Origin of the sequence: Pseudoalteromonas sp. NFXS39, from assembly GCF_040148775.1 — a bacterium.
GTDB classification, from domain to species: domain Bacteria; phylum Pseudomonadota; class Gammaproteobacteria; order Enterobacterales; family Alteromonadaceae; genus Pseudoalteromonas; species Pseudoalteromonas apostichopi.
Genome location: NZ_JAGDEC010000001.1, coordinates 136,379 through 159,003 on the forward strand (window position 1 = coordinate 136,379; position 22,625 = coordinate 159,003).

The following is a 22,625-nucleotide window of genomic DNA, read 5'->3' on the forward strand; positions in this document are numbered from 1 at the left end:
GCTATTAAATTCATTAAAAAAATAAAGGCGCTTAACGCGCCTTTATTTTTGGTAACTTTTTGCAATTGGCTTGGTACTCATGCCATGAATAAATACGCTAAATAAAATTGTCGTTAATGTCACTGTAGCAATTTGTTCTTTGTTCACAATTGCTGTGTCCATAACCATTAAAGTAAAAACAATAGACGCTAAACCTCGAGGACCAAACCAAGCAAATGTAAATTTGTCTTTGAAATTTAAATTAGTGAATATAAGCGAAATTAAAACTGGCACAATTCTAAAAATCGTTACGCTTAGTAAGGCATAAAATACAATTGGCCATGTAATATCATTCACAATTAAGTGCCCACAAACAAAACCGAATAAACACCAAATAAGTAGTGCAACAAATTCAGCGATATGTTCAGAGTCTTTAACTAATGTTGAACGAATTTTTTTAGGTGCTAAGTAATCAAATAATAGTCCCGCTACAAAAACGGCAATAAAACCACTACCATGAAAATTTTGTGTTAAAGAGAAAATAGCCATTACCAAGCCAATTAATAAAAATGGGCTGCTGTTATTTGCAAAATAATGACGTGCTAATGCAATTTTTAAAAGAGGTATAAACACAGCCATAGACACGCCGGCAATAACGAGTGCGACTCCTAATTCTCGACCAAAAACGAGTAGGGTATCAATCGTTGTTACTGCACTCTCTGGATTTTGTGCTAATAAAAGTAGAACTAAAAATATTGGTACGCAAAGTCCATCGTTCAAACCACTCTCAGTATTTATACCTTCGCGAACATTTTCAGGTACAGATGTGGATTCTAAAATGCCTTTACTAAGAGCTGCATCAGTCGGCGTTAAAATAATAGCAATCAAAGCAGATTGAAAAAGCGATAACTCAGAAAAGAAAAACAACGCACCTGCAACACCTAATAGTAATGTCATTGGCAAAGCTACAAAAAGTAAAAAACTAGGATATTGATAACTATGTTTTAATACTGCCAGTTTTGATTTTGCTGCATCGGTAAATAAAAAAATACTTAGAGTTAATTCAACTAAAGGTAATATTTCACTGAGTCCCGCTTCACCTAACTTGAACTCACTAGGCAAAAAGTAAGACATAGCGATGCCAACTAGAACAAAAAACATTGGCCCGGTTATTTCTGTTCGTTCTAACTGACGAATTGTCAGTGAGTAAAATAACAAAGCTAAACCAACTAATGCGAGTATGGTATATTCCATTAAACTTTCCTTTTAATTCCAGACTTTGCGCGTTCTTTTATATTTGTTTGAATATAAATTTGATCAGTCGTAGCAATTTTTGCATGACCTAAATCTTCCGATAAGTGTTTAAGCGGTCTTGTTTGAGCATCATGGGTTGCACCTGTATGCCTTAACCAGTGAGCCGTTGCCGCTTCAAGTTGTTCCGCATCGTCTTTAAAACCATCATCTAATAATGATTGTTTTGCTAAATCAAAACTTTGCTGTACTAACCGACGAATTTGTCGAACAGTCATACCACCTTTACCACGAATTTTGTGTACTAATGGTTCGGCTTCATCAACACGGGGGAGGGCAGGTAAGCCTCGGTATAATCTGTAACGTTTTAGGTAAGTGATAAAATCTTCACTTAAAGTGACATCACGTAATTTATTACCTTTACCCATAATTCTTAAAAACCAAAAGCCATCATTGTCTTGCCAAAAATGTGACATCACCGGCGACCACTGTGGTCTTTCAGATAACTCAGAAATACGTAAATACAAACCTTTCAAACAAGCTAGTGTAAATAAATTTCTTTCTAAATCAGGCTGATGCTCACATAGGTCACGTGTTACACCAAACACATACTCCCATTGAATGTCACTCAGTGTATCTGGAATCTTAATTTGTGATTGCACTACTAAATATGGACTATTCTTTTTAACTACCGGTACAAAATTAGCAAACGTTTTTTCTTCTAAAATCGCAAATTTATAAAATACATTTAGTGCAGTAAACATAGCAGCTAGTGTTTGTTGGCTTGCTATATTTTCTTTATTAATGAAAGGGCGCCAATTTTTATTAAGCTTTCTTATACCTTGTTCATCTTTATAACGCCATTGCACTGAGTTTGATAACCAAGCTGAATCTGGCTCAACCATAAAATCAACATATGCTTCTATGTCTTCGCGTTTTAGTTCAAAAACCGATTTTTCAGCAATCAACCATGACCATAAACAAAATCGCTCAAGTTCATTTCGAAAGCGATTAAAAGTTGCTTCTGATTTTCGACCATACACATATAAAAATTGATAAACAAAAGATAAGTCACTTTTTGATTCAGCAACTGTCAATCCAACTTGTTGTATAAAGTTATCAAGTTCAGGATATTCTATTGCAAGAGTATCATCTTCTAGATGGGCAATTTGGTATCGCAGTTGTTTAAGTGTATCAACGAGAGCAACGAGCATAATAATGAAAAATCTTGTAAAATAACTAGTTATAAGACTACCATAAAGTCCGATACTGTCTAGTATTGGACTTAAGATATCTTAAATATTTGCAACAGTTAATCATTAATTAGATTGCCATACTAATATTCAAGGAATATGTATGAAAAAGTATATCGTTATTAGTTTAGTTTTAATGGCCACAATTTTAACCGGTTGCGCCACTACAGGTAGTGCGTCCCCTAATGAAAAACGTGCTTTAGTGCAAAGTATGAAAAATAACACATTGAGTGAATTGTACGCACAAAAGCCAGATGTTAAACAACAAATTGCTAACTCTGCTGGTTATGCCGTTTTTGATAATGCCAATGTTAACGTTGTTTTAGCCAGTTTTGGTGGCGGTTATGGTGTCGTTAAAAATAACCTAACTGGTAAATCAACTTATATGAATATGGGTGAAGCTGGTTTGGGACTCGGTTTAGGTGTAAAAGACTTTAATGTAGTAATGGTTTTTCATAACCAAGCAGCAGTAAATCGCTTTATTGAACATGGTTGGGCATTCGGTGGAAATGCTGATGCAGCAGCAAAATATGAAGAAAAAGGTGGTGCTTTAGTTGCCGAAGCAATTGCAGACCAAGTTACGGTTTATTCTTTAACCGAAAATGGACTTGCTCTTCAAGCAGTACTCAAAGGCACTAAGTTTTGGGTGGATTCTGAACTAAATTAACCTTTCAAAAACCCTTCTAAAAGTGGGCTAGTTAGCAACTTAACTCCCGCTTTTAATTATTTTGAGCTATTTAACATAACGTAATTTATGGGTAGTATCTAATAGGTTTACTTGTAAGCCCTAACATTTCATATCTTAAGAAGATACCTTCAGTTTGTTTTACAAAGACAGTATTTCTAATAATTAAATACTCGGAACATCTATTAAGTTCAAACTTTAGATTTATCTAACCTATCAGAAATTTCACATTTAACTTATAAGCCTCTTATTTTACTTAATATTACCTCTTCACCTTATTATAGTACGGCTACTGTATTGTACATATGGCTTACTGCCTCAAAGCCTATTCGCTCTTCACTTTAGTCTAAACAATAATAACAAGGATTTATAATGAGGAAATTTTTTCTAATTATCATCATTGGCTATTTTGCATGGGATCATTATGCGGTGAATTATGGTGGTATCTCACCGAAGGAAGCGATAAAAATAAAAATTATTGATCCTGTAAAATCAAAGTACAGCCATAATCGTGACATCACAATTTCTGATTACGAGAAGGCAAAATATGAGTGTGATGGCCGACAATACTGCAGCCAAATGAACTCTCTAGAAGAAGCGTTATTTTTTACTAAAAATTGCCCTAACACAAATTTAGATCAAAGACATGGTGAAGCCCCCTGCCAGAGTGATTTCATATTACGTGATTAGATTGTATAAAACTTTATGTGAACTAGTTGTTTTATATAAACTAATATGTTGATTTAACAAATGAATCAGCCTAATAAATAAGATGGAAGATAGGTAAGTTTTGACTATACTAAATTAGTAGTAGCTATATAGTAGCTTGTATCTTTTTTAGTAAGGAGTTCTCTTGCCGATTCCAGGATATAGTTTAGTTGATTGTATCGACAATAGTGGTTACTTCTTACTTCATAGCGCTAAGTCACTAAAAAATGGTGACTTGGTCCTTATAAAGTCACTAAAAGAAGTAAGTAGAGACAAAGATACAATAAACAAGCTTTTACTTGAGCATGCATTTTCAGATAAATTAGACCATCCTAATATTTTAAAACCTATTAATTTCATTAACGAAGATGACTGTACAGCCATCATTTATGAATATTTTCCTGCCAAGCTTCTTTCTAAACTTTTACAAAAAGCGACTATTTCGGTAAATGATTTTCTGCCATTAGCTGTTAAGCTCTCAGAAACGGTCAATTATTTGCACTCTAAAAAATTAATTCATAAAGATATTAACCCCCATCACATTTTGATTAGTGATGATTTATTTAGCTTTAAATTATTTGGTTTACATATTGCGACCTCTCTTTCGAAGTCTTCACAAAACTTAACTAGCCCGGCAGTTTTAGAGGGTACCCTCGCTTATTTATCACCAGAACAAACCGGGCGTATTAATCGAAAAATAGATTGCCGCAGTGATCTTTATTCTTTAGGCGCCAGTTTTTATGAAATGCTAACTAGTAAACCTCCTTTTAGTGAACAGGATCAACTAGCACTTGTGCACTGTCATATAGCTAAAAAAGTTGTGCCAGTTAATAAAATTAATACAAACATTCCAAAAGTTATTGCTGATGTTATTAGTAAGCTACTTCAAAAAAATGCAGAAGATCGTTATCAATCAGCTTGGGGGTTAGCAAAAGATTTGCAACTAATTTCAGCTCGGTTTGAGAATGATCCATCACTCACTAATTTTGAATTACCAAATGTAAACTTCTCAGCATCAGAGCAATTTAATATTCCGCAGAAGTTATATGGTCGTAAAAAAGAAATAGGTGATTTATTGCAGTCTTTTGAGCGTGTCGCCCAAGGTAGTTGTGAAATATTTTTAGTATCTGGTTATTCTGGTGTCGGAAAGTCTGCTCTGGTGAAAGAAGTCTATAAACCAATGACTGGAGAATATGGATATTTTAGTTCTGGTAAGTATGACCAGTATCAGAGAAATATCCCTTATTCTGCCATCACTGATGCCTTAAATAAATTTTGTCGTTACATTTTAACAGAACCTAATGATGAATTAATTCTTTGGCGTGATATTTTTAACAACCACCTCACTGATAAAGCAGTATATTTGTGTAACATAATCTCTGACTTAAACCTAATTCTGAAAATTAAAGATATAGATATACCGAAAAAAAATATAGATAAAAGTCTGTTACACAGTTTATTTCTAAGCTTTATGACTGCCATTTGCAGTAGAGACCGCCCTTTCATTTTATTTTTAGATGATATGCAATGGGCTGACTTAGCATCTTTAGAGTTATTAGCATCTTTATTTGATAATTTACAATTACATCATTTATTAATAATACAAGCATTTCGAGATAATGAGGTTGATTATCAACACCCATTCACTAAATTTATTACCGAAATTAAAGATAAAAATGTACCTGTAAACCAGGCTTTTTTGAATAACTTACCACAAGATGTAATAAATACTCTAATCAGTGATACAATAAATACCCCTGAAATAGAATGTCTTCCTTTAAGTGAACTCATATTCAAGAAAACATTAGGAAACCCCTTTTTTGTTTTACAATTTACGACAGAGTTGTATGAGAAAGGTCTGCTATATCACAACCTAGAAAAAGATTGTTGGTGCTGGGATAAAGAAACTATTTTGGCAGAAAACATCACCGATAATGTTGTTGATTTTATGGCAGGTAAAATTAATGAGCTACCAGATCAAGCCTGTGATTTACTTAAGTATGCTGCAAGTGTTAGTAATACATTCGACACTAATATGTTGGTAGCGCTTTCTGATAATCAATACACAGCCAAGCAGATAATTAATAATTTGATCCCTGCTATTGATAGAGAACTTATATTAACTCCGCAATCTATTTCACATGTCATTCCTTCACAAGTTACCGTTAATGAAAATGTGCAATTAAAATTTTTACATGACCGTGTGCAGCAAGCCGCCTACTCACTCATCCCTGAAAATGAGCGTCAGCAAGTTCATATTAATATTGCCAGACTGCTTTATCAGTATGCACTTAACAATAACATTCTAGATAAAAGCTTATTTGATCTAGCAAACCAATTTAATAAAGCAATAGAGCTTATATGTAACCCTCTTGAAATAAAGCAAGTTATTGAAATTAATTATTTAGCCGCAAAAAAAGCGTTTGACTCGGCGGCTTATAGCTCCTCTTATAATTATCTTAGCTTTGCTAAGAGGTTATTAAAGATAGAGCATTTTAAAGTTAACTATAGTGTAACGTTTGAGACCTTACTGTTGTTATGTAAAGTTAATTGTATTTTAAATAAATATAATGAATCCGATGAATTTTATAGTCTATTATTAAAATACAAACATACAGATTTAGATCATGCGCGCGTGCTGCTGGTGAAAATGGATGATTTCCACCAACAAGGACTCTATCAAGAAGCACTAGATACACAATATCTAGCGTTAAAAGTATTAAATTTAACCCCGCCTTCTGAGTTAGAGAATTTAGATGCTCAAATCGTTAACGAAATCATGCTAATAGATACATACCTTGCACAGCACTCTATTGATAGTCTCTATGATTCTAATGACTTAGAAGATGAACAAATTTTATTATTACTCGATATTCTGACCAGCCTTTGGATCACCGCATATTTATTATCAGATGAGGATGTTGTTCAATGGGCATCAGTAAAAATGTGTAGCCTTTGCCTTGAGCATGGTAGGTGTGAACAATCTGCCTTTGCTTATATTCTTTATGGTTTTGTTTGTGTTAATAGGCTAAATGAATTCAAAAAAGCGGATGAATTTGGCAAAGTTGCACTAAAAATCGCTGATAACTACCCAAACCTAGCGTTACGCGGCAAAGTGTACTTTATGTACGGCTTAACGATTTGTCATTGGAGTAATCACCTTTCCTTTTCTACCAAAAGTTTTCGGCAAAGCTATCAATTCAGTTGTCAGGCTGGTGATTGGACATACGCTAGCTATGCAGCAGTTAATATTATTTCAAACTTAATAATAGAAGGCCTGCCCTTCACTGATGTTTTAACTGAGGCCAATAAGTACTTAAGTTTTTTAAAGAAAAAAATGAAGAATCAACTAAAAGCTTTTTTATACCTGGCGCATATGTACCATTACTGCACTTAATGGATAAATGTGATAGCCATAATAGCTTTAACTGTGATGTTTTTAATGAACAGGAGCACCAACTTTATGCCAAAGACTCACCGATTATTCAAGCTTGGTATTACTATGCAAAAATCAGAGCGCTCTATTTAATTGGCCTATATGACGAAGCTCTAGCAATTATAGAGCATATTCATATCATCCCAATGGGTGTGCCAGGACAAATAAAAACACCTGAAGCCTATTTTTATTCATGTTTAATTCTGCTCGCTAAACCAGAAACTTATTTAGATTCTAGTAAATATCAGGACATGTTTAAGCACATGTTTGAACGCTTGAAAACTTGGAGTGACTCTTGTGAAGATAACTTCCTTCATAAGGTAAAATTGATAGAGGCTGAATTAGCAAGTTTGAATAACCAACCTTTCTATGAGGTATTTGATCTTTACCATCAAGCAATCGAGCTTGCTAAAGCTGCCGATTACAAACTGATTGAGGCATTAGCAAATGAGTTACTCGCAAATTACCTAGTGAAGCAAAGTAAACTTGAATATGTCATGCACCATCAGCAAATTTCTCAGACTATTTATAATCATTTATCAGTCAATGTTAAGGCGGCAAACTCATCATTACCAAACGATGAGATACCTGTTTTAACCAGTAATTCATCGATAGAAGTGTCGACTAGTTCAATTGCGCTTAATTCCATGATGCAGGCAGCTAATGTACTTTCAGAAGAAATGGTTATAGATAAGTTAATGAATAAATTAATTGCCATTGTTATGGAGTTTTCTGGTGCCTCAAAAGTTGCTTTGTTACTTAAGAAAAATTCAAAATGGTGGGTAGAAAATATTGGTATTTTGAATGAGCCAAATTTCCAGTTTGAACCTTTACCTTACTCTAAATCTACTGATATACCTGCCAGTGTTATCCGGTATGTGATTCGAACACAAAGTATGGCTTTAATTGGTAATGTGTCTGTCGATTCGGTTTTCACCAACGACCCTTACATTGAGAAGCATCAACCAAAATCTATTTTATGCTTACCACTTATCTACAAGAATCGAATCAACAGCATTGTCTATTTAGAGAATGAACTCACAACTGATGCCTTTGGCCAAAACCATCTAGATATGCTTAATTTATTGATTGGTCAAATGGCAATCTCAATCGAAAATTCAGTCCTTTATAGCCAAATGGAAGAAGAGGTTGTTGCCCGAACTAATGATTTAGAAAAATCACTAAAGCAATTAAAACAAACGCAAAATCATTTAGTCGAATCAGAAAAAATGGCTTCACTAGGTCGCTTAGTTGCAGGTGTTGCCCATGAACTTAATACCCCTTTAGGTGTGAGTGTCACAGCCTCTTCAAATCTGCTTGAATTAATAGAACAGCTACGCGTTGCATTTGAAGCACAAACTCTCACGCGTAAAGAATTTGTCTCTAGTATTGCAAATATTAACCAAGCAGGTTCTATTGTATACCGTAATTTAAATAGAGCTGCCGAACTTGTCGCTAACTTTAAACTAGTCGCTGTTGATACGAGTAACGATGAAGAGCGTGAAATCAATCTAAAAGAATATTTAACCGATTTAGTCAGCAGTTTATCTCCTGCTCTTAAAAAGGGTCATCATACTATCCAAATTGATTGTAGCGATGACTTAGTGATCAAGGTTGACCCTGGTGTTATCGCACATATATTCACCAATCTTATTTTAAATTCTTTAATACATGGCTTTGAAGATACACAAGAAGGTCAGATAACGATTACTGCAGAGCTTGAAGGCTCAAAACTTAGAGTTGATTTTCAAGATAATGGCAAAGGCATAACTAAAGAAGTACAAAGTAAGATATTTGAACCTTTCTACACGACTAAACGTGGGGCTGGCGGTAGTGGCCTTGGAATGAATATTGTTTATAATCTTATCGTTCAGAAGCTAAAAGGTACAATCAGCTGTCACTCTGAGGTTGGAAATGGCACTAAATTTACAATTTTAGCCAACTTTTAACCCATCTTCCTAACTTTTCTTAGTTAAATAATATTAACTTTTGTAACATAAAACCGGAATTTTCCTAGTTTTTTTTCATGAATTTATCGCTAAATTGTTTATAAACATTAGTAGCTAATTTAGCACTAACTTTCTTTTTGATTTTAGGTTGTTTTGTTAAAAGCTAATTTAACTTTCTGAAACCAAAGCTGTACTTGGATGATTTTGACGTGAAACATAGAATTAAAACCGATACCGAAGTTAAATTTTCTGAATCTGACATCCTCTTATCGACTACAGATTTACAAAGCTTTATTACTTATGCCAATGATGAATTTTGTAAGATAGCTGGCTATACACTTGATGAAATGGAGGGTAAGCCTCATAACCTCGTTCGCCACTCAGACATGCCAAAACTTGCTTTTGCTGATTTATGGACACACCTTAAAAATGGTCAATCTTGGATGGGGCCCGTTAAAAATCGTTGTAAAAATGGTAATTACTATTGGGTGAATGCCTTTGTAACACCAATTAAAGATAAAAGTGGTCGTACTGTTGAGTTTCAATCTGTAAGAACCAAGCAAAGTGATGATGTTGTACAAAGAGCAACAGCGGAATACGCTAAAATAAACGATAATCAAAAATCCCATGCTACTGCGGCAAAGTTCGATGCCACTCTTTACATAAGTGCCCTATTACTCATTAGTTTTTTAGGTTCGTTGGCTGGCGTATTTAGTTCTAGATTCGATATTTTTAACTGTTTACTTGTACTCCTCTTAGCATCAGCTAATGGGCTCATGTATTTTTGGCGTCAAAAATACTTAGCGCTGATCAGTAAAGCAAAACAAGTATACGATAATCCTTTAATGGCTTACCTCTATTCTGGTACCAATGATCTTTCTGGTTTTTTAAATCTTGCTTTAGAGATGCAACAAGCTAAATTAAAGGCTGTCGTTGGCCGTGTTAATGATGTGACCATGGGCGTTAATCAAAATGCTCAGCAGTGTGCAGAGTCCGGCCATAATGTTACTGAGCTTTTAAATAAACAAACGGATGAAGTTTCTCAAATTGTTGTCGCAACAGAACAAATGACCGCGTCTATTAATGAACTATCTTCAAGTACTAAACAATCTAATCAAGCTGCCGAAGAGTCTAATCAAGCAACCGAAGAAGGCTCACTTGCGGTCAAGCAAACCATAAACTCAATCAGCGAGCTTGATAAAAAGCTTAAGACAGCTAGTAGCCAATTAGAAAACTTAATAGAAGGTAACCAACATATTGTGGCAATTTTATCTGAAATAAACGCTATTGCTGATCAAACTAATTTACTTGCCTTAAATGCGGCTATTGAAGCTGCCAGAGCGGGTGATCATGGCCGAGGTTTTGCGGTTGTTGCAGGTGAAGTACGTGCACTGGCCTCACGAACTCAACAATCAACAGAAGAGATAAACAATGTATTGAATCAACTTACTCATGCTTCAAAGGAAGCCCAAGTTGCCATGAAAGACGGGCTAAACTTGTCAGCTAAAAGTGTAGAGCTTGCACATCAAAGCGGTGATAGTTTGGACCACATAAAAGCACAATCAATAAAATTAAGTGAGCTCAATAGTATTATAGCTCATGCTATGAATGAGCAACTAACTGCGAGTCAGGTTATTGCTACAAACCTAACCGCAGCACAAGATTTTGCTCACAAATGTACTGAGCTTGGCCATACTTCGCAGCAGTTATGCGAAGCGTTACTCAGTAAAGTTACTGAGCAGACTGCGCTGATTAATCAGTTTAAATAACGGCTATCAATGTTTTATTTTAATTGATAAGGTTTACTTTCGGTGTGTGCGTTTTAGTACACACTGCATCAAAAGCATCTGCTAGCCGTTCGGTTTCTTTGAATACCTGCTGCCAATATTTTATCCGTGTATCTGCATCAAGCTCAGTAAAATCCTTACGATCAGGGATTTTGCCATAGGGTAATGAAGCAACAAAGTCAGCTGATGGGGTGATCATCACCACCTTATCATAGTTACTTGAGGTTATACCGCGCTTTAAGCTTTTGTCAAACCACCCTGCTTTAGGGCTGCTATTAAAATGTGGATATAGAATAAGCCCATCATTATGTATATTTAAGTCAAAGTGATAATCGATGATACCACCATCGCGATACATACCAGGCGGTGTTCCTGTTATATTTTTAATGCCTTGCATTACTAATGGAATAGAGCCTGAAGCAAGTAAAGCATCCGGCAAGTTATCTTCGTTTAACTCTATAGTATGGGTATTAAAAGTATTGTTATCTGAAAATGATAACTTACTATCAGCAGGCTGAAACACATAACGCTCGTATTGCTTACTTAAAAAACGTCTATTCATTCTGTTTAGTAAGTAGCTTTTTGATAAACCCATTAATTGCATTACTTTGTTTTCTGATGCTGTAAATCCATTCGATTTTGCAACTATAAAGTGGGCTTTAAAAATTGGGTTATTAATAATTTCTTGAATGCCTTTTTCGGCAAACACATAGCGTAACAACTCTCGGGCTTTTGTTGTTATTTCTTCAGGCTTTGCTTTATTGGATGAATAACGTGTTTCAGAATATGACTTTGCTAATCTTGATATAGCAGCAACAGGATCGTTTTGTGCAAAACAGGCAGATCTAAACGCGCCAGCGCTTGACCCTAATAAGTTTAAAGGTGTGCTACGGTCTTTAAAAAATTCACCAAATAGATATTTATCCAGACCAAATAAAGTAAACCACTTTGGCCCGCCGCTTGCCCCTAAAAAGGTATTAAACAAATCGGCAGACAGGCCTTGCTCTTGAATAACTTTTGCAGCACTTGGCCCTGCGTAAATATCTATCATGGTTACTTTGCTCGTTATTGTTTTAGATTATTTGCGCCAAATTCCTTGCTCTGTTTGACCTTGAACCTGCACTTTTTCAGAATCAAAGCTCGGTTCTTGCCCTGCTTCACGTTGACTATGATAGTCTTTTGTCACAGATAAGATGGTTGGCGTTAAGCGTATAATAGCGATTACATTCACCACTGTCATTAAACCTAAAGCAATGTCTGCCAGATCCCACACTTGTTTAATAGTCGCTGAAGCTCCCCAAATCATCATTGATAAATATAAACATGTGTAAATGCCACGGCCAAGTTTATTATCAAGCTTAAATAAATGTAGGTTACTTTCTGCATAGGCATAATTTGCAACCACAGAAGTAAACGCAAATAAACAAATCGCAGCCGCTACAAAGTAAATGCCACCAGCAGCCATATGCGCCGTCATTGCAGATTGAGTTAAGCGTATTCCTTCCATTTCGCCGCTTATATCAATATCAGCCAGTAGAATAATTACCGCAGTACAACTACACAATACAATGGTGTCAAAAAACACCCCAAGCATTTGAATATAGCCTTGAGTGACTGGATGATTCGGAACTGGCGATGCGCAGCCTGATGCATGCGGTACACTACCAGCGCCAGCTTCATTAGAGTATAGTCCACGCTGAATGCCATTTTTTATTGCTGCGCCCATAGCCCCGGCTCCAGCTTCTTGTAAGCCAAAGGCTGAAAGTAAGATATCTTCAATCATCTCGGGCACTTTACCAATATTAAGCAAGGTGATAATGATAGCGGCTAGCACAAATAAAATGCCCATTACTGGCACAATTCGCTCAGCAAAGCGGGCGATCGCTTTAAAACCACCTAAAATAATTGAGCCTGCTAGTATTGTGATCACAATACCTGAATACAATGTTGGAATTTCAAATGCGTAATTGAGAGCATCAGTAATTGTATTAGTCTGCATAGCACTGAACGTAAAGCCATACCCAAGAAACAGGCAAAAGGCAAAACTCACCGCAAGCGCCCTACTACCTAACCCTTGTTGAATATAATAAGCTGGCCCGCCCCTAAATTCGCCATTAGCATCTCTTACTTTGTACACTTGCCCAAGTACGCTTTCGGCAAAGCCTGTGGCCATTCCCAAAATGGCAATCACCCACATCCAAAATATTGCTCCGCTGCCACCTAATGAAATAGCAACGGCAACCCCAGCAAGGTTACCTGTACCAACACGGGCTGAAAGACCAGTACATAAGGCTTGAAACGAGCTGATTGAGTTTTTATCTGTGCTGCTACTCGTCTTTAATAGGCTAAACATATGGCTAAATTTAACCAATTGAATCGCTTTAAGTCGCACCGAAAACCAGATTCCGGCAAACAGAAGAATATAGATAAGAATTTGGCCTTCTCCCCAGAGAAGACCATTGATTGTCGATACCAAAGTGTTAAACATGGCAAGCCTTTATTTTTCTTATAGAATAACAAATCACAAAAAGTGAATAGCTAACCACTTTAACTCTATTTACAAATATCTCAAGTAGGCAATGTGATTAATTAACCGAACTTACGCCCGACTAATTTAGCAGTTGTTGCTGTAAAAATTCACGACCCGCCGCTAATCCCAATTTGTGATCGTAGCGTAGATCATAGTCTGTACTACCAAGTAGCTTACTGCGTAGTTTATCGCCTGCAAAAATTTGCGTGATCCGCGCATCACTTGGAGGATTGGCAATAAAATCAAGTTCATCTTGATAAGCTTGTTCGTGCTGTACTAAATAATCGATTGTTTTAGGACAATAACCCGATACACGTACTATCGATTTTATCTTATTCATCCACTCTGACTGAACTTGAAAGTTTTCATCCACAGTGCGGATAACCACAATATCTCGGGCTCCCCGGTTATAGGCTTCTTTGACTGGTAATGGAGCTGCTAAACCACCATCTAGATACATATCATGAACTAAATCAGTATTAGAGCTCTGAATAATTGCATCGTTCGCAGCTTTAGTTGTCAGCCAAGGAGTTAAGTTAACCCCATCTTTATATAAAAACGGTAATGCGCTTGATGCTTTTAACAGTGCCAACCATTGCATATCTTCACCATTTGGGCTCAAGTAATAAGGTTTACGGTCAGCCGCATTAGTAGTTGTGATCAATAGTTCGCGATTGCCTAGGCTTTGCGTTGCTGTTTTAAAATCAAGGGCACGGTTTACTTCTTTGGTTTTATCAAAATACCAATCAAGATCGACAATGCTTTTACCAAACAGCCCACGGCCAAGTTGGAAAAAACGTTTATGACGAGAAAGCCCTCTGATCAAACGTTTTGCATAGCCTTTTTGACGCGCTAAATAACTCGTTAAATTTTGTGAGCCTGCCGATGTGCCAATGAATAAATCGAATGGATCGTAATTGTTTTCTAACCATGCATCGAGCACACCTGCTGTAAAAATCCCTCGTTGCCCACCACCCTCAGCGATTAATGCTGTTTTTGATTGGGGTTCTACTGCGGCAATTGTTTGAGATTTCACGGTGCACCTTCCTAGGGTAATAGTTTATAAATGTATTGTATAAAGTTAATTTCAATCCTTAAAACGGAATAATTAAATTGTTTCAATCTATAAAACCGTTTATTGCATGAGTGTCAGAGTCCAATTTATGCGTATAATAAATCGTTATACGCATCATGTTTTCATCATTCGTTTGACTGTATTAGTTCATGATGTCTGCTAAAATTTCTAGCGCATGTTGTCTGTCACTCAAATCATACAGGTCATTAGTAAAAATAAACTCATCAACCTGTAGCGTCTGTTTAATCATACTCAGCTTATGCTTAACGCTCGCTTGATCACCAACGACAGAAAGTCCTAAAAAGTTTTCTACTTGCATTTTTTCTTGCGCTGTCCATAAACCATCCATGCTTTTTACAGGTTCTTTAAGCCAAAGCGGCTTACCACGCATAAGTGCTAAAATGCGCTGTTTCGCGGTTGTTGATAAAAATCGTGCTTGTTCATCTGTGTCAGCGGCTACAACAGGTAAGCCCAGCATTACGTATGGCTTATCTAACACTTCGGATGGTTGAAACTCTCTGCGATATAATGCAATAGCATCTTCAACAAAACGCGGGGCAAAATGTCCTGCAAATGCATATGGTAAGCCTTTTTTAGCAGCTAATTGTGCACTATAAAGGCTTGAGCCAAGTAACCAGATAGGCACATTCGTGTCTTCACCTGGGATTGCACGTACTGGTGAATCACCTTTGTATGGGCCAAGCAAACCTTGAAGCTCAGTTACTTCATCATTAAAGTGTTCAGCGCGTTGTTCGTCTCGGCGCAAGGCACGGCTGGTAATTGGGTCGCTGCCTGGAGCACGGCCAAGCCCTAAATCAATTCGACCGGGATATAAACTTTCAAGAGTACCAAATTGTTCAGCAACCACCAGCGGTGGATGATTAGGTAACATCACCCCACCCGCACCTACGCGAATATTCTGGGTTTTACCTGCTATGTGACCAATCAGTACTGAGGTTGCAGCGCAAACAATACCGCGCATATTATGGTGCTCTGCCATCCAAAACCGATTAAAGCCAAGTCTGTCAGCTGTTTGTGCATAAGTAACGCTATTAGCTAATGTTTGCGAAACTGTTTCGTGCTCTTTCATTGGGCTCAACTCAAGCAATGAAAAAGGCGTGTTGGTAAGGTCAGACATTCGCTCTCCAAAATTAAACTCATTATATTTAGTAAATGAGAGCGAATGACTATTTTTCAAATGCTAATTAAGCACGACTTTGTTGCTGTTTTTCCACCTTTAGGCCATCGGCATCAATACCTCGCTTCCAATATGCTGATGCAACAATATGCTCATGATCAACAGCAAAGCGGTTTGTTATTAAGCGGCGCACAGATTTTACTAAGCTTGCTTCCAATGCCATAAATACCATAGGTTGTGTGTTATATCCTGCACAAAATCGTATTACTTGATCGAGTAGTTCTGTTTCAGGCTTTTTTGTAACTAGCCATTTAATGCTGTGCTGAGTGTTAGCTTTAATTTGCTCAAGCTCGATGATATCGGCTTTATCTGCAACGTGAATAATGACATCAACAATTGCGTCTTTCGGTAATACTTGTAAATAGCCATTTATTGCATTCACTGAAGTTAAATCAGCCAACATTAGATAATGTGTTTGAGTTAAGTCGGTGAGTTTTTTAGGCCCAGGTCCTGCAATACCTACCTCGTCGCCTACTACCGCATTTTGTGCCCAGTTGCTTGCCACGCCTATGTGCTGGTTAACTACAAAGTCGAGGGTAATTGCACCGTTAACAGGATGAATATTGCGAATAGTATAAGAGCGCATTAATGCAGGACGCTTAGCTTGTAGATCAAGTTCAACCTTAGATTCACCCGAGTGAGGTAGCAGTACTTTTACGTACGCACCTTTTGCGTCTTGCGGGAAATCGGCAAACTCATCTGATCCAACGACAATTCTTTGTAGATGCGGGGAAATACGCGTAGTACTTAATACAGTTGCACGACGAACTTTTCTAGCCATGTTGGTCTCCTAGCTGGTTAAATTGCACAACGCCCCAATAGTTGATATAGTCAACTATACGCTTTTAGTTGATTATGTCAACTAATGCCAACTAGCATAATTTAGGTAAGCCATGTCACAAACTTCTCTTTCTTCTGCTTTATTTACACTGGCACAAAGTTATCGTGTCACCGTACGAGAAGCAATTAACGCCAACGAGCTTGGTCTTAACGCATTGCATGTACGCTGCTTACATATTATTGCCCAAACACAGCACTGTACCGCGAATGATATTGTCGCCAAAACAGGCCGTGATAAAGCACAAATAGCACGCTTAGTAAAAGAGCTTATAAAGCTTGAACTGGTCTATAAATGTGCCGACGAAAATGACAAGCGCTGTTTAATTTTATCGTTTACTGATCAAGGTAACGCCCTGTTCTCGCGCTTAGAAGTTGCAGAGCAAGAGGTCGATGCTAAACTTTGCCAAGGTTTAACTGATAAACAAGTACGTAATTTTATCGCTATTGCCACAACCATGATCGAAAATATCAATAACAACACCCCGTGATCTTATTGGCAAGATAACCACAAACCACTATACTGTACAAACATACAGTATAGTGGTTTTGTTATGCGTGTTATTCCTATTTATATCGAAGCTGGCGTGTGTGGTTTTGAATCACCGGCAGCACAATACAAAGAGCTAGGCTTATCATTAGATCAACTATTGATTAAGCACCCTGATGCAACATTTATTGGTATTGCTTCTGGCGAATCAATGCAAGGTGTGGGGATTTTTGATGGCGACTTATTACTGGTTGATCGCGCCGAAGACGTTAAAAATGGCGATGTAATTGTGGCAAATCTAAATGGTTTATTTGTCTGTAAACTGTTAGATAAACACAATGCACAGTTATTATCAGCATCGCCCAAATACCCTGCAGTGCAACTACGTCAATCTGATGAATTTCAACTAGAAGGCGTGGTCACTCGCTCTATTCGCTTACATCGCAGTAGTAAAGAGTTATTATCATGTACGCCTTAGTCGATGCCGTAGCTTTTTATGCCAGCGCAGAAAAAGTGTTTGATCCAGCAATTCGCAGTAAACCTGTCGTTGTACTGACCAATAACGATGGCTGTATTTGTGCCGTGTGTCCAATCGCACGAAAGCTGGCTATTCCAAAGTTTCAGCCTTATTTTCAAGTAAAGAAAATACTCGAAGATAACCAAGTAGTGATCCGCTCATCTAACTATGAGCTGTACGCCGATTTAAGCGAGCGGATGATGAATGTAATTGGCCGCTTTTGCGATAACCAACATATATACTCTATAGATGAGTCATTTTTAAACTTTACAGGTTTCACCAGCTTTGTTCACGATTGGCATAGTTATGGCCATGATATTCGTCGTACCGTGTGGCGCGAAACAAAGCTGCCAGTCGGTGTTGGATTTGGCCCAACAGCAACCCTTGCTAAGGCGGCTAATCATGCAGCGAAAAAGCTACCCGGCTTTGATGGCGTTGCAGTGATTGATTCGGAACCTTCACGGTTAGCCATTTTAAAAGCGATGGATGTACAAGATGTATGGGGAGTTGGCAGACGCTTAGCTAAAAAGCTTAAAGCAATAAATATAAATACGGCTTTTGATTTAGCTGAGCAAGAGCCACGAAAAATGAAACGTTTATTCAGTATAGTCCTAGAGCGAACAGTGAACGAGTTACGTGGTAAAAGTTGTTTAGCGTGGGATGAAGTGCGCCAAGACAAAAAAGAGATTTTCTCGACCCGCAGTTTTGGGGAACGTATCACTGATGCCACAGCGCTAAAAACTGCACTGATCAATCACGGCACTATTGTGGCAAGAAAGCTGCGTACGCAAGGCTCACAAACTAAACGCTTATTACTGTTTGTCGCCAGCTCGCCTCATCAAGACGACTATTATAAAAAATCTTATATTTATGAGTTCAGTGTCGCCACAGCTGATAGCTGCGTGTTTGCGAATGCCATCAGCGAGATATTTAAACACCTCTATAAGCCTGGTGTGCAATTTTACAAATGTGGTGTGGGTGCACTTGAGTTATCAAGTCAAATGTTTCAGCAACCAGATTTATTTCAAGCACCTATAGATAACCCTAAACTGATGCAGTGCCTTGATAACATCAATGCTCGTTATGGGGTTGGTACGCTTGCGATAGCCAGCCAAACACCCACAACTCGTTGGCATATGAAGCGTGAGTATCTATCGCCTCACTACACAACTCGGTGGCATAACCTACCAAAAATACATTGCTAAAAATTAGCAAATTTAGCATTAAGTAAACTGCAAAGATCCTGCGGAGACAGGGCAATTTCTAAACCACGTTTACCAGCCGACACATACATAACATCAAATTCTTGTGCAGATTCATGAACATAGGTCACAAGACGTTTTTTCTGACCAAGTGGGCTTACACCACCTAAAATATAACCAGTCGTATTTTCGACTTTCTGTTGTGGAGCCATTTGCACTTTTTTAACGCACGCAGCCTTTGCCAACATTTTCAAATTAACTTGCTGACTAACAGGGACAATAGCAACTAAGAGTTGATGTTCTGTATCTTCGAATACTAAGGTTTTAAATACTTGCTCAGCAGGAAGATTCAATTTTTCAACCGCTTCAAGGCCAAACTGTTGTTGTGAAGGCTCATGCTGATAGCTGAGCACATCAAAACTAATGCCTTTCTTTTTTAATAAGTTTATAGCCGGCGTCATTGATTTTCCTATAACTGATTAATTTTCTGTAAATTATAAAACATATCGTGAAAAAGGAACATAAGGCAATAGAAAAACGACTTCAAAAAGCACTTAATGGCTCTAATTGAACTACACTTGAATAATGAATCCTGGGCAAGGTAACAAGTATGTCTAGACGCACAGGGCTGTATCTAGCCAAGCAATTATTCATCATACTCACCCTTTTGTATGCAGTTAATTTTGTGTGCAACGAATACCTCGCATGGAATGCCTACATGAATTGTCAAAGCAAATGCCATACGCTTGGCTTAGAAAAAGGTAAAATACAAAGCACAACATTTTCAGAAGATGTGACTTTATGTCGCTGTCTTGCCGATACAGACTACTACGTTGTGCTTAACTAAATCTGAAAATACCGACTAGGAATTAGATAAATTTCACGTATTATTAAATTGATTATAAGTTAAACAAAGGAAAGTACATGTTTTTAGACTACTTTGCGCTAGTCATGCTCGTGTTTGTGACGGTTGTAATATTTTATGGTGTAATCGCTATCCACGATATTCCCTACGAAATTGCGAAAAAACGTAATCACCCTCATCAAGATGCTATCCATTATGCAGGCTGGGTTAGCCTATTTACACTGCATGTATTGTGGCCATTTTTATGGGTTTGGGCCACATTATGGCGTGATGACCGCGGTTGGGGCTTCAACCAGATTCAAAAGGAACAAGAAGACTTAGCTGAGAAGGTGGCTAGTCTGACAGCCACAGTCGCAGCACTACAAGCACAGGTTAATGCTCAATCGAATAATAAAGAGAAATAAAATATGGATTTGTTATTAATACTCACATATACCGCATTGTGCATAGGCATATTTAAAGTTTTTAAGATCCCGCTTAATAAATGGACCGTACCCACAGCAGTACTCGGTGGTGTGGTGCTGATTGGCGCTTTAATTCTTTTAATGAACTATAACCACCCACATTCAAATATGGCTAGCAGTGCCTATGTCACAACGCCGATTGTGCCAAATGTACGTGGCACGGTAGAAGAAGTTGCAGTGAAGCCAAATCAGCCAGTTAAGAAAGGTGACTTACTATTTCGTCTAGACGACACCTTGTATCGAGCAAAACTAAATCAAGCAATTGCGGCTTTACAAGATGCAAAGCAGTCAGTTCTTGGTTTGGAAGCGGCCTATAAATCAGCGCAAGCAAGTGCTCTGATGGCTAAAGCTGAATATGACCGCAGCAAGAAAGAATACGAGCGCTATGAAAAAGGCGCAAAAAGCGGTGCTTACTCAAAAGGCCAAGTTGATAATAAATTAGGTGTATACTTAGCAGCAAAGGCAAGTTATGAAGCAGCACAAGCAGAAGAATTACGTCAGAAGCTGGCATTTGAATCAGAAATAAACGGCGAACAAACCAAAATCGCTGCTGCTCGCGCTAATTTAGAGCAAGCACAATTTAACTTAGATAGCACCCGCGTACATGCACCAACCGATGGCTATGTTACACAACTTACATTACGTCCTGGGATGATTGCGGTCCCTATGCCACTACGGCCGGTAATGACTTTTGTGCACAAAGAAGACACTGTTTATGTAGCTGCGTTTAGACAAAATTCGCTATTAAGACTTGAACCAGGCTATAAAGCTGATTTTATCTTTAAAGCAATTCCTGGTAAAACATTTGCGGGCGAAGTAATCGATGTGTTACCCGCTATTGGTGAGGGACAAGTACAAGCACAAGGCACACTTATGGGCAGTGAGTTTTTTGCCCGTCAAGGCCGCGCTATTGTCACCTTAAAAATTACAGATGATATGAGCCAGTACCATCTTCCACAAGGAACAAGCACTGAGGTAGCTGTTTATTCTGAACACTTCGAACATGTCTCAGTGATGCGTAAAGTGTTGATCAGAATGAAAAGTTGGCAAAACTACCTATTCTTAGATCACTAAAGTAGGCAATTACCAATAAAAAAAGGCGCTAATTAGCGCCTTCTTACTATCTAACTAAAGTTACTTAGTTAGGTCATCGAAGAATTTCTTTACACCGTCAAAGAAACCTTTTTCTTTTGGACGGTTTTTAGAACCATCTTTACCCATGCTTTGCTCAAGCTCTTCAAGTAACTCACGTTGACGTTCGTTTAAATTCACCGGTGTTTCAATAACTACTTTACAGATCAAATCACCTTGTGCGCCACTGCGAACCGACTTCACACCTTTGCCACGCATACGGAACATTTTGCCCGTTTGGCTTTCTGATGGAATCTTCAGCTTTGCGCGACCATCTAGTGTTGGCACTTCAATTTCGCCACCAAGTGCAGCTGTTGTGAAGCCAATAGGTACTTCACAATACAGGTTATTACCGTCACGTTGGAAAATAGGGTGTTCGCGCACAGACACTTGTACGTATAAATCACCTGCAGGCGCACCATGCATACCCGCTTCACCTTCGCCAGATAAACGAATACGATCACCGGTATCAACACCAGCTGGAATTTTCACTGATAAGGTCTTAGTTTTTTCTACACGACCTTGACCATGACAGCTGTCACAAGGATCAGAAATAATTTGACCCGTACCTTGACACGTAGGACAGGTTTGCTGAACCGCGAAGAAACCTTGGCGCATTTGTACTTGCCCTGCACCATGACAAGTAGTACACGTTTTTGGTTTAGAACCTGCTTTTGCACCACTGCCATCACACGGCTTACAGCTTACCCATGTTGGAACTTTAATCTCAACGTCTTTACCACGAACCGCTTCTTCAAGACTTAAATCCATATTGTAACGTAAGTCTGAACCACGTTGTTGACGAGATTGACGACGACCACCGCCGCCACCAAAGATATCTCCAAACACATCACCGAAAATATCGCCAAAATCACCCTGACCGCCGCCGAAGCCACCGCCATGGCCGCCGCCACCTTGTTCAAAGGCTGCATGGCCGTATTGGTCATACATCTGACGTTTTTGCGGATCAGTCAGTACTTCGTAGGCATCTTTTACTTCCTTAAATTTAGTTTCAAGGTCTTTATCGCCTGCTGTACGGTCTGGATGATATTTCATCGCTAAGCGCTTATACGCTTTTTTTATGTCTCGTTCGCTGGCATCTTTGCTCACGCCGAGAACTTCATAATAATCGCTTTTTGACATATCTATCACACTACTCTTTTTACTGCAGCTACACTGCGTAAGATAAATCGATTCATACCAATCGTGTTAAGTTAAATCTAAGCAGATTGGTCTCTTATCAATTTACCGTTTATATACATGCAAAA

Annotated in this window: 20 protein-coding genes; 11 read left to right on the top strand and 9 right to left on the bottom strand. The window is 38.0% G+C overall.

From position 1 onward, the window contains the following. Window positions 1-42: 42 nt before the first annotated feature. Both J3455_RS00590 and J3455_RS00595 read right to left on the bottom strand, forming a co-directional pair. A complete protein-coding gene (locus J3455_RS00590; RefSeq protein WP_349560748.1) occupies window positions 43-1,233 on the bottom strand; it encodes a cation:proton antiporter in 1,191 nt (396 codons plus the stop codon). Then, window positions 1,233-2,444 carry a tyrosine-type recombinase/integrase gene (locus J3455_RS00595; RefSeq protein ID WP_349560749.1) on the bottom strand — a complete coding sequence of 404 codons (1,212 nt, stop codon included), beginning with the start codon at window positions 2,442-2,444 and terminating at the stop codon, window positions 1,233-1,235. The genes J3455_RS00590 and J3455_RS00595 overlap by 1 nt, the downstream gene beginning before the upstream one ends. Before the next feature lie 142 nt (window positions 2,445-2,586). On the opposite strand from J3455_RS00595, the gene J3455_RS00600 reads away from it, so the two are divergent. The 5 genes from J3455_RS00600 (at window position 2,587) to J3455_RS00620 (ending at window position 11,030) form a co-directional block, all read left to right on the top strand. Next, the gene (locus J3455_RS00600) at window positions 2,587-3,150 is read left to right on the top strand and encodes a lipid-binding SYLF domain-containing protein (protein WP_349560750.1); all 564 of its coding nucleotides are present in this window, start codon (window positions 2,587-2,589) and stop codon (window positions 3,148-3,150) included. A 390-nt stretch (window positions 3,151-3,540) separates the two neighbouring features. Next, window positions 3,541-3,858: a hypothetical protein gene (locus J3455_RS19810; protein ID WP_502935083.1), complete on the top strand. Its 318-nt coding sequence runs from the start codon at window positions 3,541-3,543 to the stop codon at window positions 3,856-3,858. Between the two features lie 163 nt (window positions 3,859-4,021). Beyond that, window positions 4,022-7,273 (top strand): AAA family ATPase, encoded by a 3,252-nt coding sequence (locus tag J3455_RS00610; protein WP_349560751.1) that lies wholly within the window; start codon window positions 4,022-4,024, stop codon window positions 7,271-7,273. Next, a complete protein-coding gene (locus J3455_RS00615; RefSeq protein WP_349560752.1) occupies window positions 7,273-9,261 on the top strand; it encodes an ATP-binding protein in 1,989 nt (662 codons plus the stop codon). Before J3455_RS00610 ends, J3455_RS00615 begins: the two co-directional genes overlap by 1 nt. A gap of 209 nt (window positions 9,262-9,470) precedes the next feature. Then, window positions 9,471-11,030: a methyl-accepting chemotaxis protein gene (locus J3455_RS00620; protein WP_167657295.1), complete on the top strand. Its 1,560-nt coding sequence runs from the start codon at window positions 9,471-9,473 to the stop codon at window positions 11,028-11,030. A gap of 19 nt (window positions 11,031-11,049) precedes the next feature. Here J3455_RS00620 and J3455_RS00625 read toward each other — a convergent pair whose 3' ends face one another. The 5 genes from J3455_RS00625 to J3455_RS00645 form a co-directional block, all read right to left on the bottom strand. Continuing rightward, complete coding sequence (locus tag J3455_RS00625) at window positions 11,050-12,099, bottom strand: patatin-like phospholipase family protein (RefSeq protein ID WP_130052393.1); 1,050 nt, start codon at window positions 12,097-12,099, stop codon at window positions 11,050-11,052. A gap of 27 nt (window positions 12,100-12,126) precedes the next feature. Then, window positions 12,127-13,536 (bottom strand): alanine/glycine:cation symporter family protein, encoded by a 1,410-nt coding sequence (locus J3455_RS00630; protein ID WP_130052394.1) that lies wholly within the window; start codon window positions 13,534-13,536, stop codon window positions 12,127-12,129. A gap of 121 nt (window positions 13,537-13,657) precedes the next feature. Continuing rightward, window positions 13,658-14,614, bottom strand: a complete 957-nt coding sequence (locus tag J3455_RS00635) for a patatin-like phospholipase family protein (protein WP_130052395.1) — start codon at window positions 14,612-14,614, stop codon at window positions 13,658-13,660. Window positions 14,615-14,795: 181 nt separating this feature from the next. Further along, on the bottom strand, window positions 14,796-15,791 hold the full coding sequence (locus tag J3455_RS00640; protein ID WP_130052396.1) for an LLM class flavin-dependent oxidoreductase: 996 nt from the start codon (window positions 15,789-15,791) through the stop codon (window positions 14,796-14,798). Window positions 15,792-15,858: 67 nt separating this feature from the next. Next, a complete protein-coding gene (locus tag J3455_RS00645) occupies window positions 15,859-16,632 on the bottom strand; it encodes a siderophore-interacting protein (RefSeq protein ID WP_130052397.1) in 774 nt (257 codons plus the stop codon). Window positions 16,633-16,744: 112 nt separating this feature from the next. Here J3455_RS00645 and J3455_RS00650 point away from each other — a divergent pair, with 112 nt between their 5' ends. The 3 genes from J3455_RS00650 (at window position 16,745) to J3455_RS00660 (ending at window position 18,900) form a co-directional block, all read left to right on the top strand. Further along, the gene (locus J3455_RS00650) at window positions 16,745-17,179 is read left to right on the top strand and encodes a MarR family winged helix-turn-helix transcriptional regulator (protein WP_349560754.1); all 435 of its coding nucleotides are present in this window, start codon (window positions 16,745-16,747) and stop codon (window positions 17,177-17,179) included. 63 nt (window positions 17,180-17,242) lie between these two features. After that, the gene (locus J3455_RS00655; RefSeq protein WP_130052399.1) at window positions 17,243-17,656 is read left to right on the top strand and encodes a LexA family protein; all 414 of its coding nucleotides are present in this window, start codon (window positions 17,243-17,245) and stop codon (window positions 17,654-17,656) included. After that, the gene (locus J3455_RS00660) at window positions 17,644-18,900 is read left to right on the top strand and encodes a Y-family DNA polymerase (protein WP_130052400.1); all 1,257 of its coding nucleotides are present in this window, start codon (window positions 17,644-17,646) and stop codon (window positions 18,898-18,900) included. The genes J3455_RS00655 and J3455_RS00660 overlap by 13 nt, the downstream gene beginning before the upstream one ends. Here the strand turns inward: J3455_RS00660 and ybaK are convergent. After that, entirely contained in the window at window positions 18,897-19,358 is a 462-nt protein-coding gene (gene ybaK, locus J3455_RS00665; protein WP_349560755.1) for a Cys-tRNA(Pro) deacylase, read from the bottom strand. The two genes, J3455_RS00660 and ybaK, sit on opposite strands and share 4 nt — an antisense overlap. A gap of 149 nt (window positions 19,359-19,507) precedes the next feature. Between ybaK and J3455_RS00670 the strand changes: the two genes are divergently transcribed. The 3 genes from J3455_RS00670 (at window position 19,508) to J3455_RS00680 (ending at window position 21,300) form a co-directional block, all read left to right on the top strand. Further along, a complete protein-coding gene (locus J3455_RS00670) occupies window positions 19,508-19,744 on the top strand; it encodes a hypothetical protein (protein WP_130052402.1) in 237 nt (78 codons plus the stop codon). A gap of 77 nt (window positions 19,745-19,821) precedes the next feature. After that, window positions 19,822-20,166 (top strand): DUF3302 domain-containing protein, encoded by a 345-nt coding sequence (locus tag J3455_RS00675; RefSeq protein WP_063703726.1) that lies wholly within the window; start codon window positions 19,822-19,824, stop codon window positions 20,164-20,166. Between the two features lie 3 nt (window positions 20,167-20,169). Further along, complete coding sequence (locus J3455_RS00680) at window positions 20,170-21,300, top strand: HlyD family secretion protein (RefSeq protein WP_130052403.1); 1,131 nt, start codon at window positions 20,170-20,172, stop codon at window positions 21,298-21,300. A gap of 60 nt (window positions 21,301-21,360) precedes the next feature. Here the strand turns inward: J3455_RS00680 and dnaJ are convergent, their stop codons facing one another. Then, complete coding sequence (dnaJ, locus tag J3455_RS00685; RefSeq protein WP_130052404.1) at window positions 21,361-22,500, bottom strand: molecular chaperone DnaJ; 1,140 nt, start codon at window positions 22,498-22,500, stop codon at window positions 21,361-21,363. Between the last annotated feature and the right edge of the window lie 125 nt (window positions 22,501-22,625).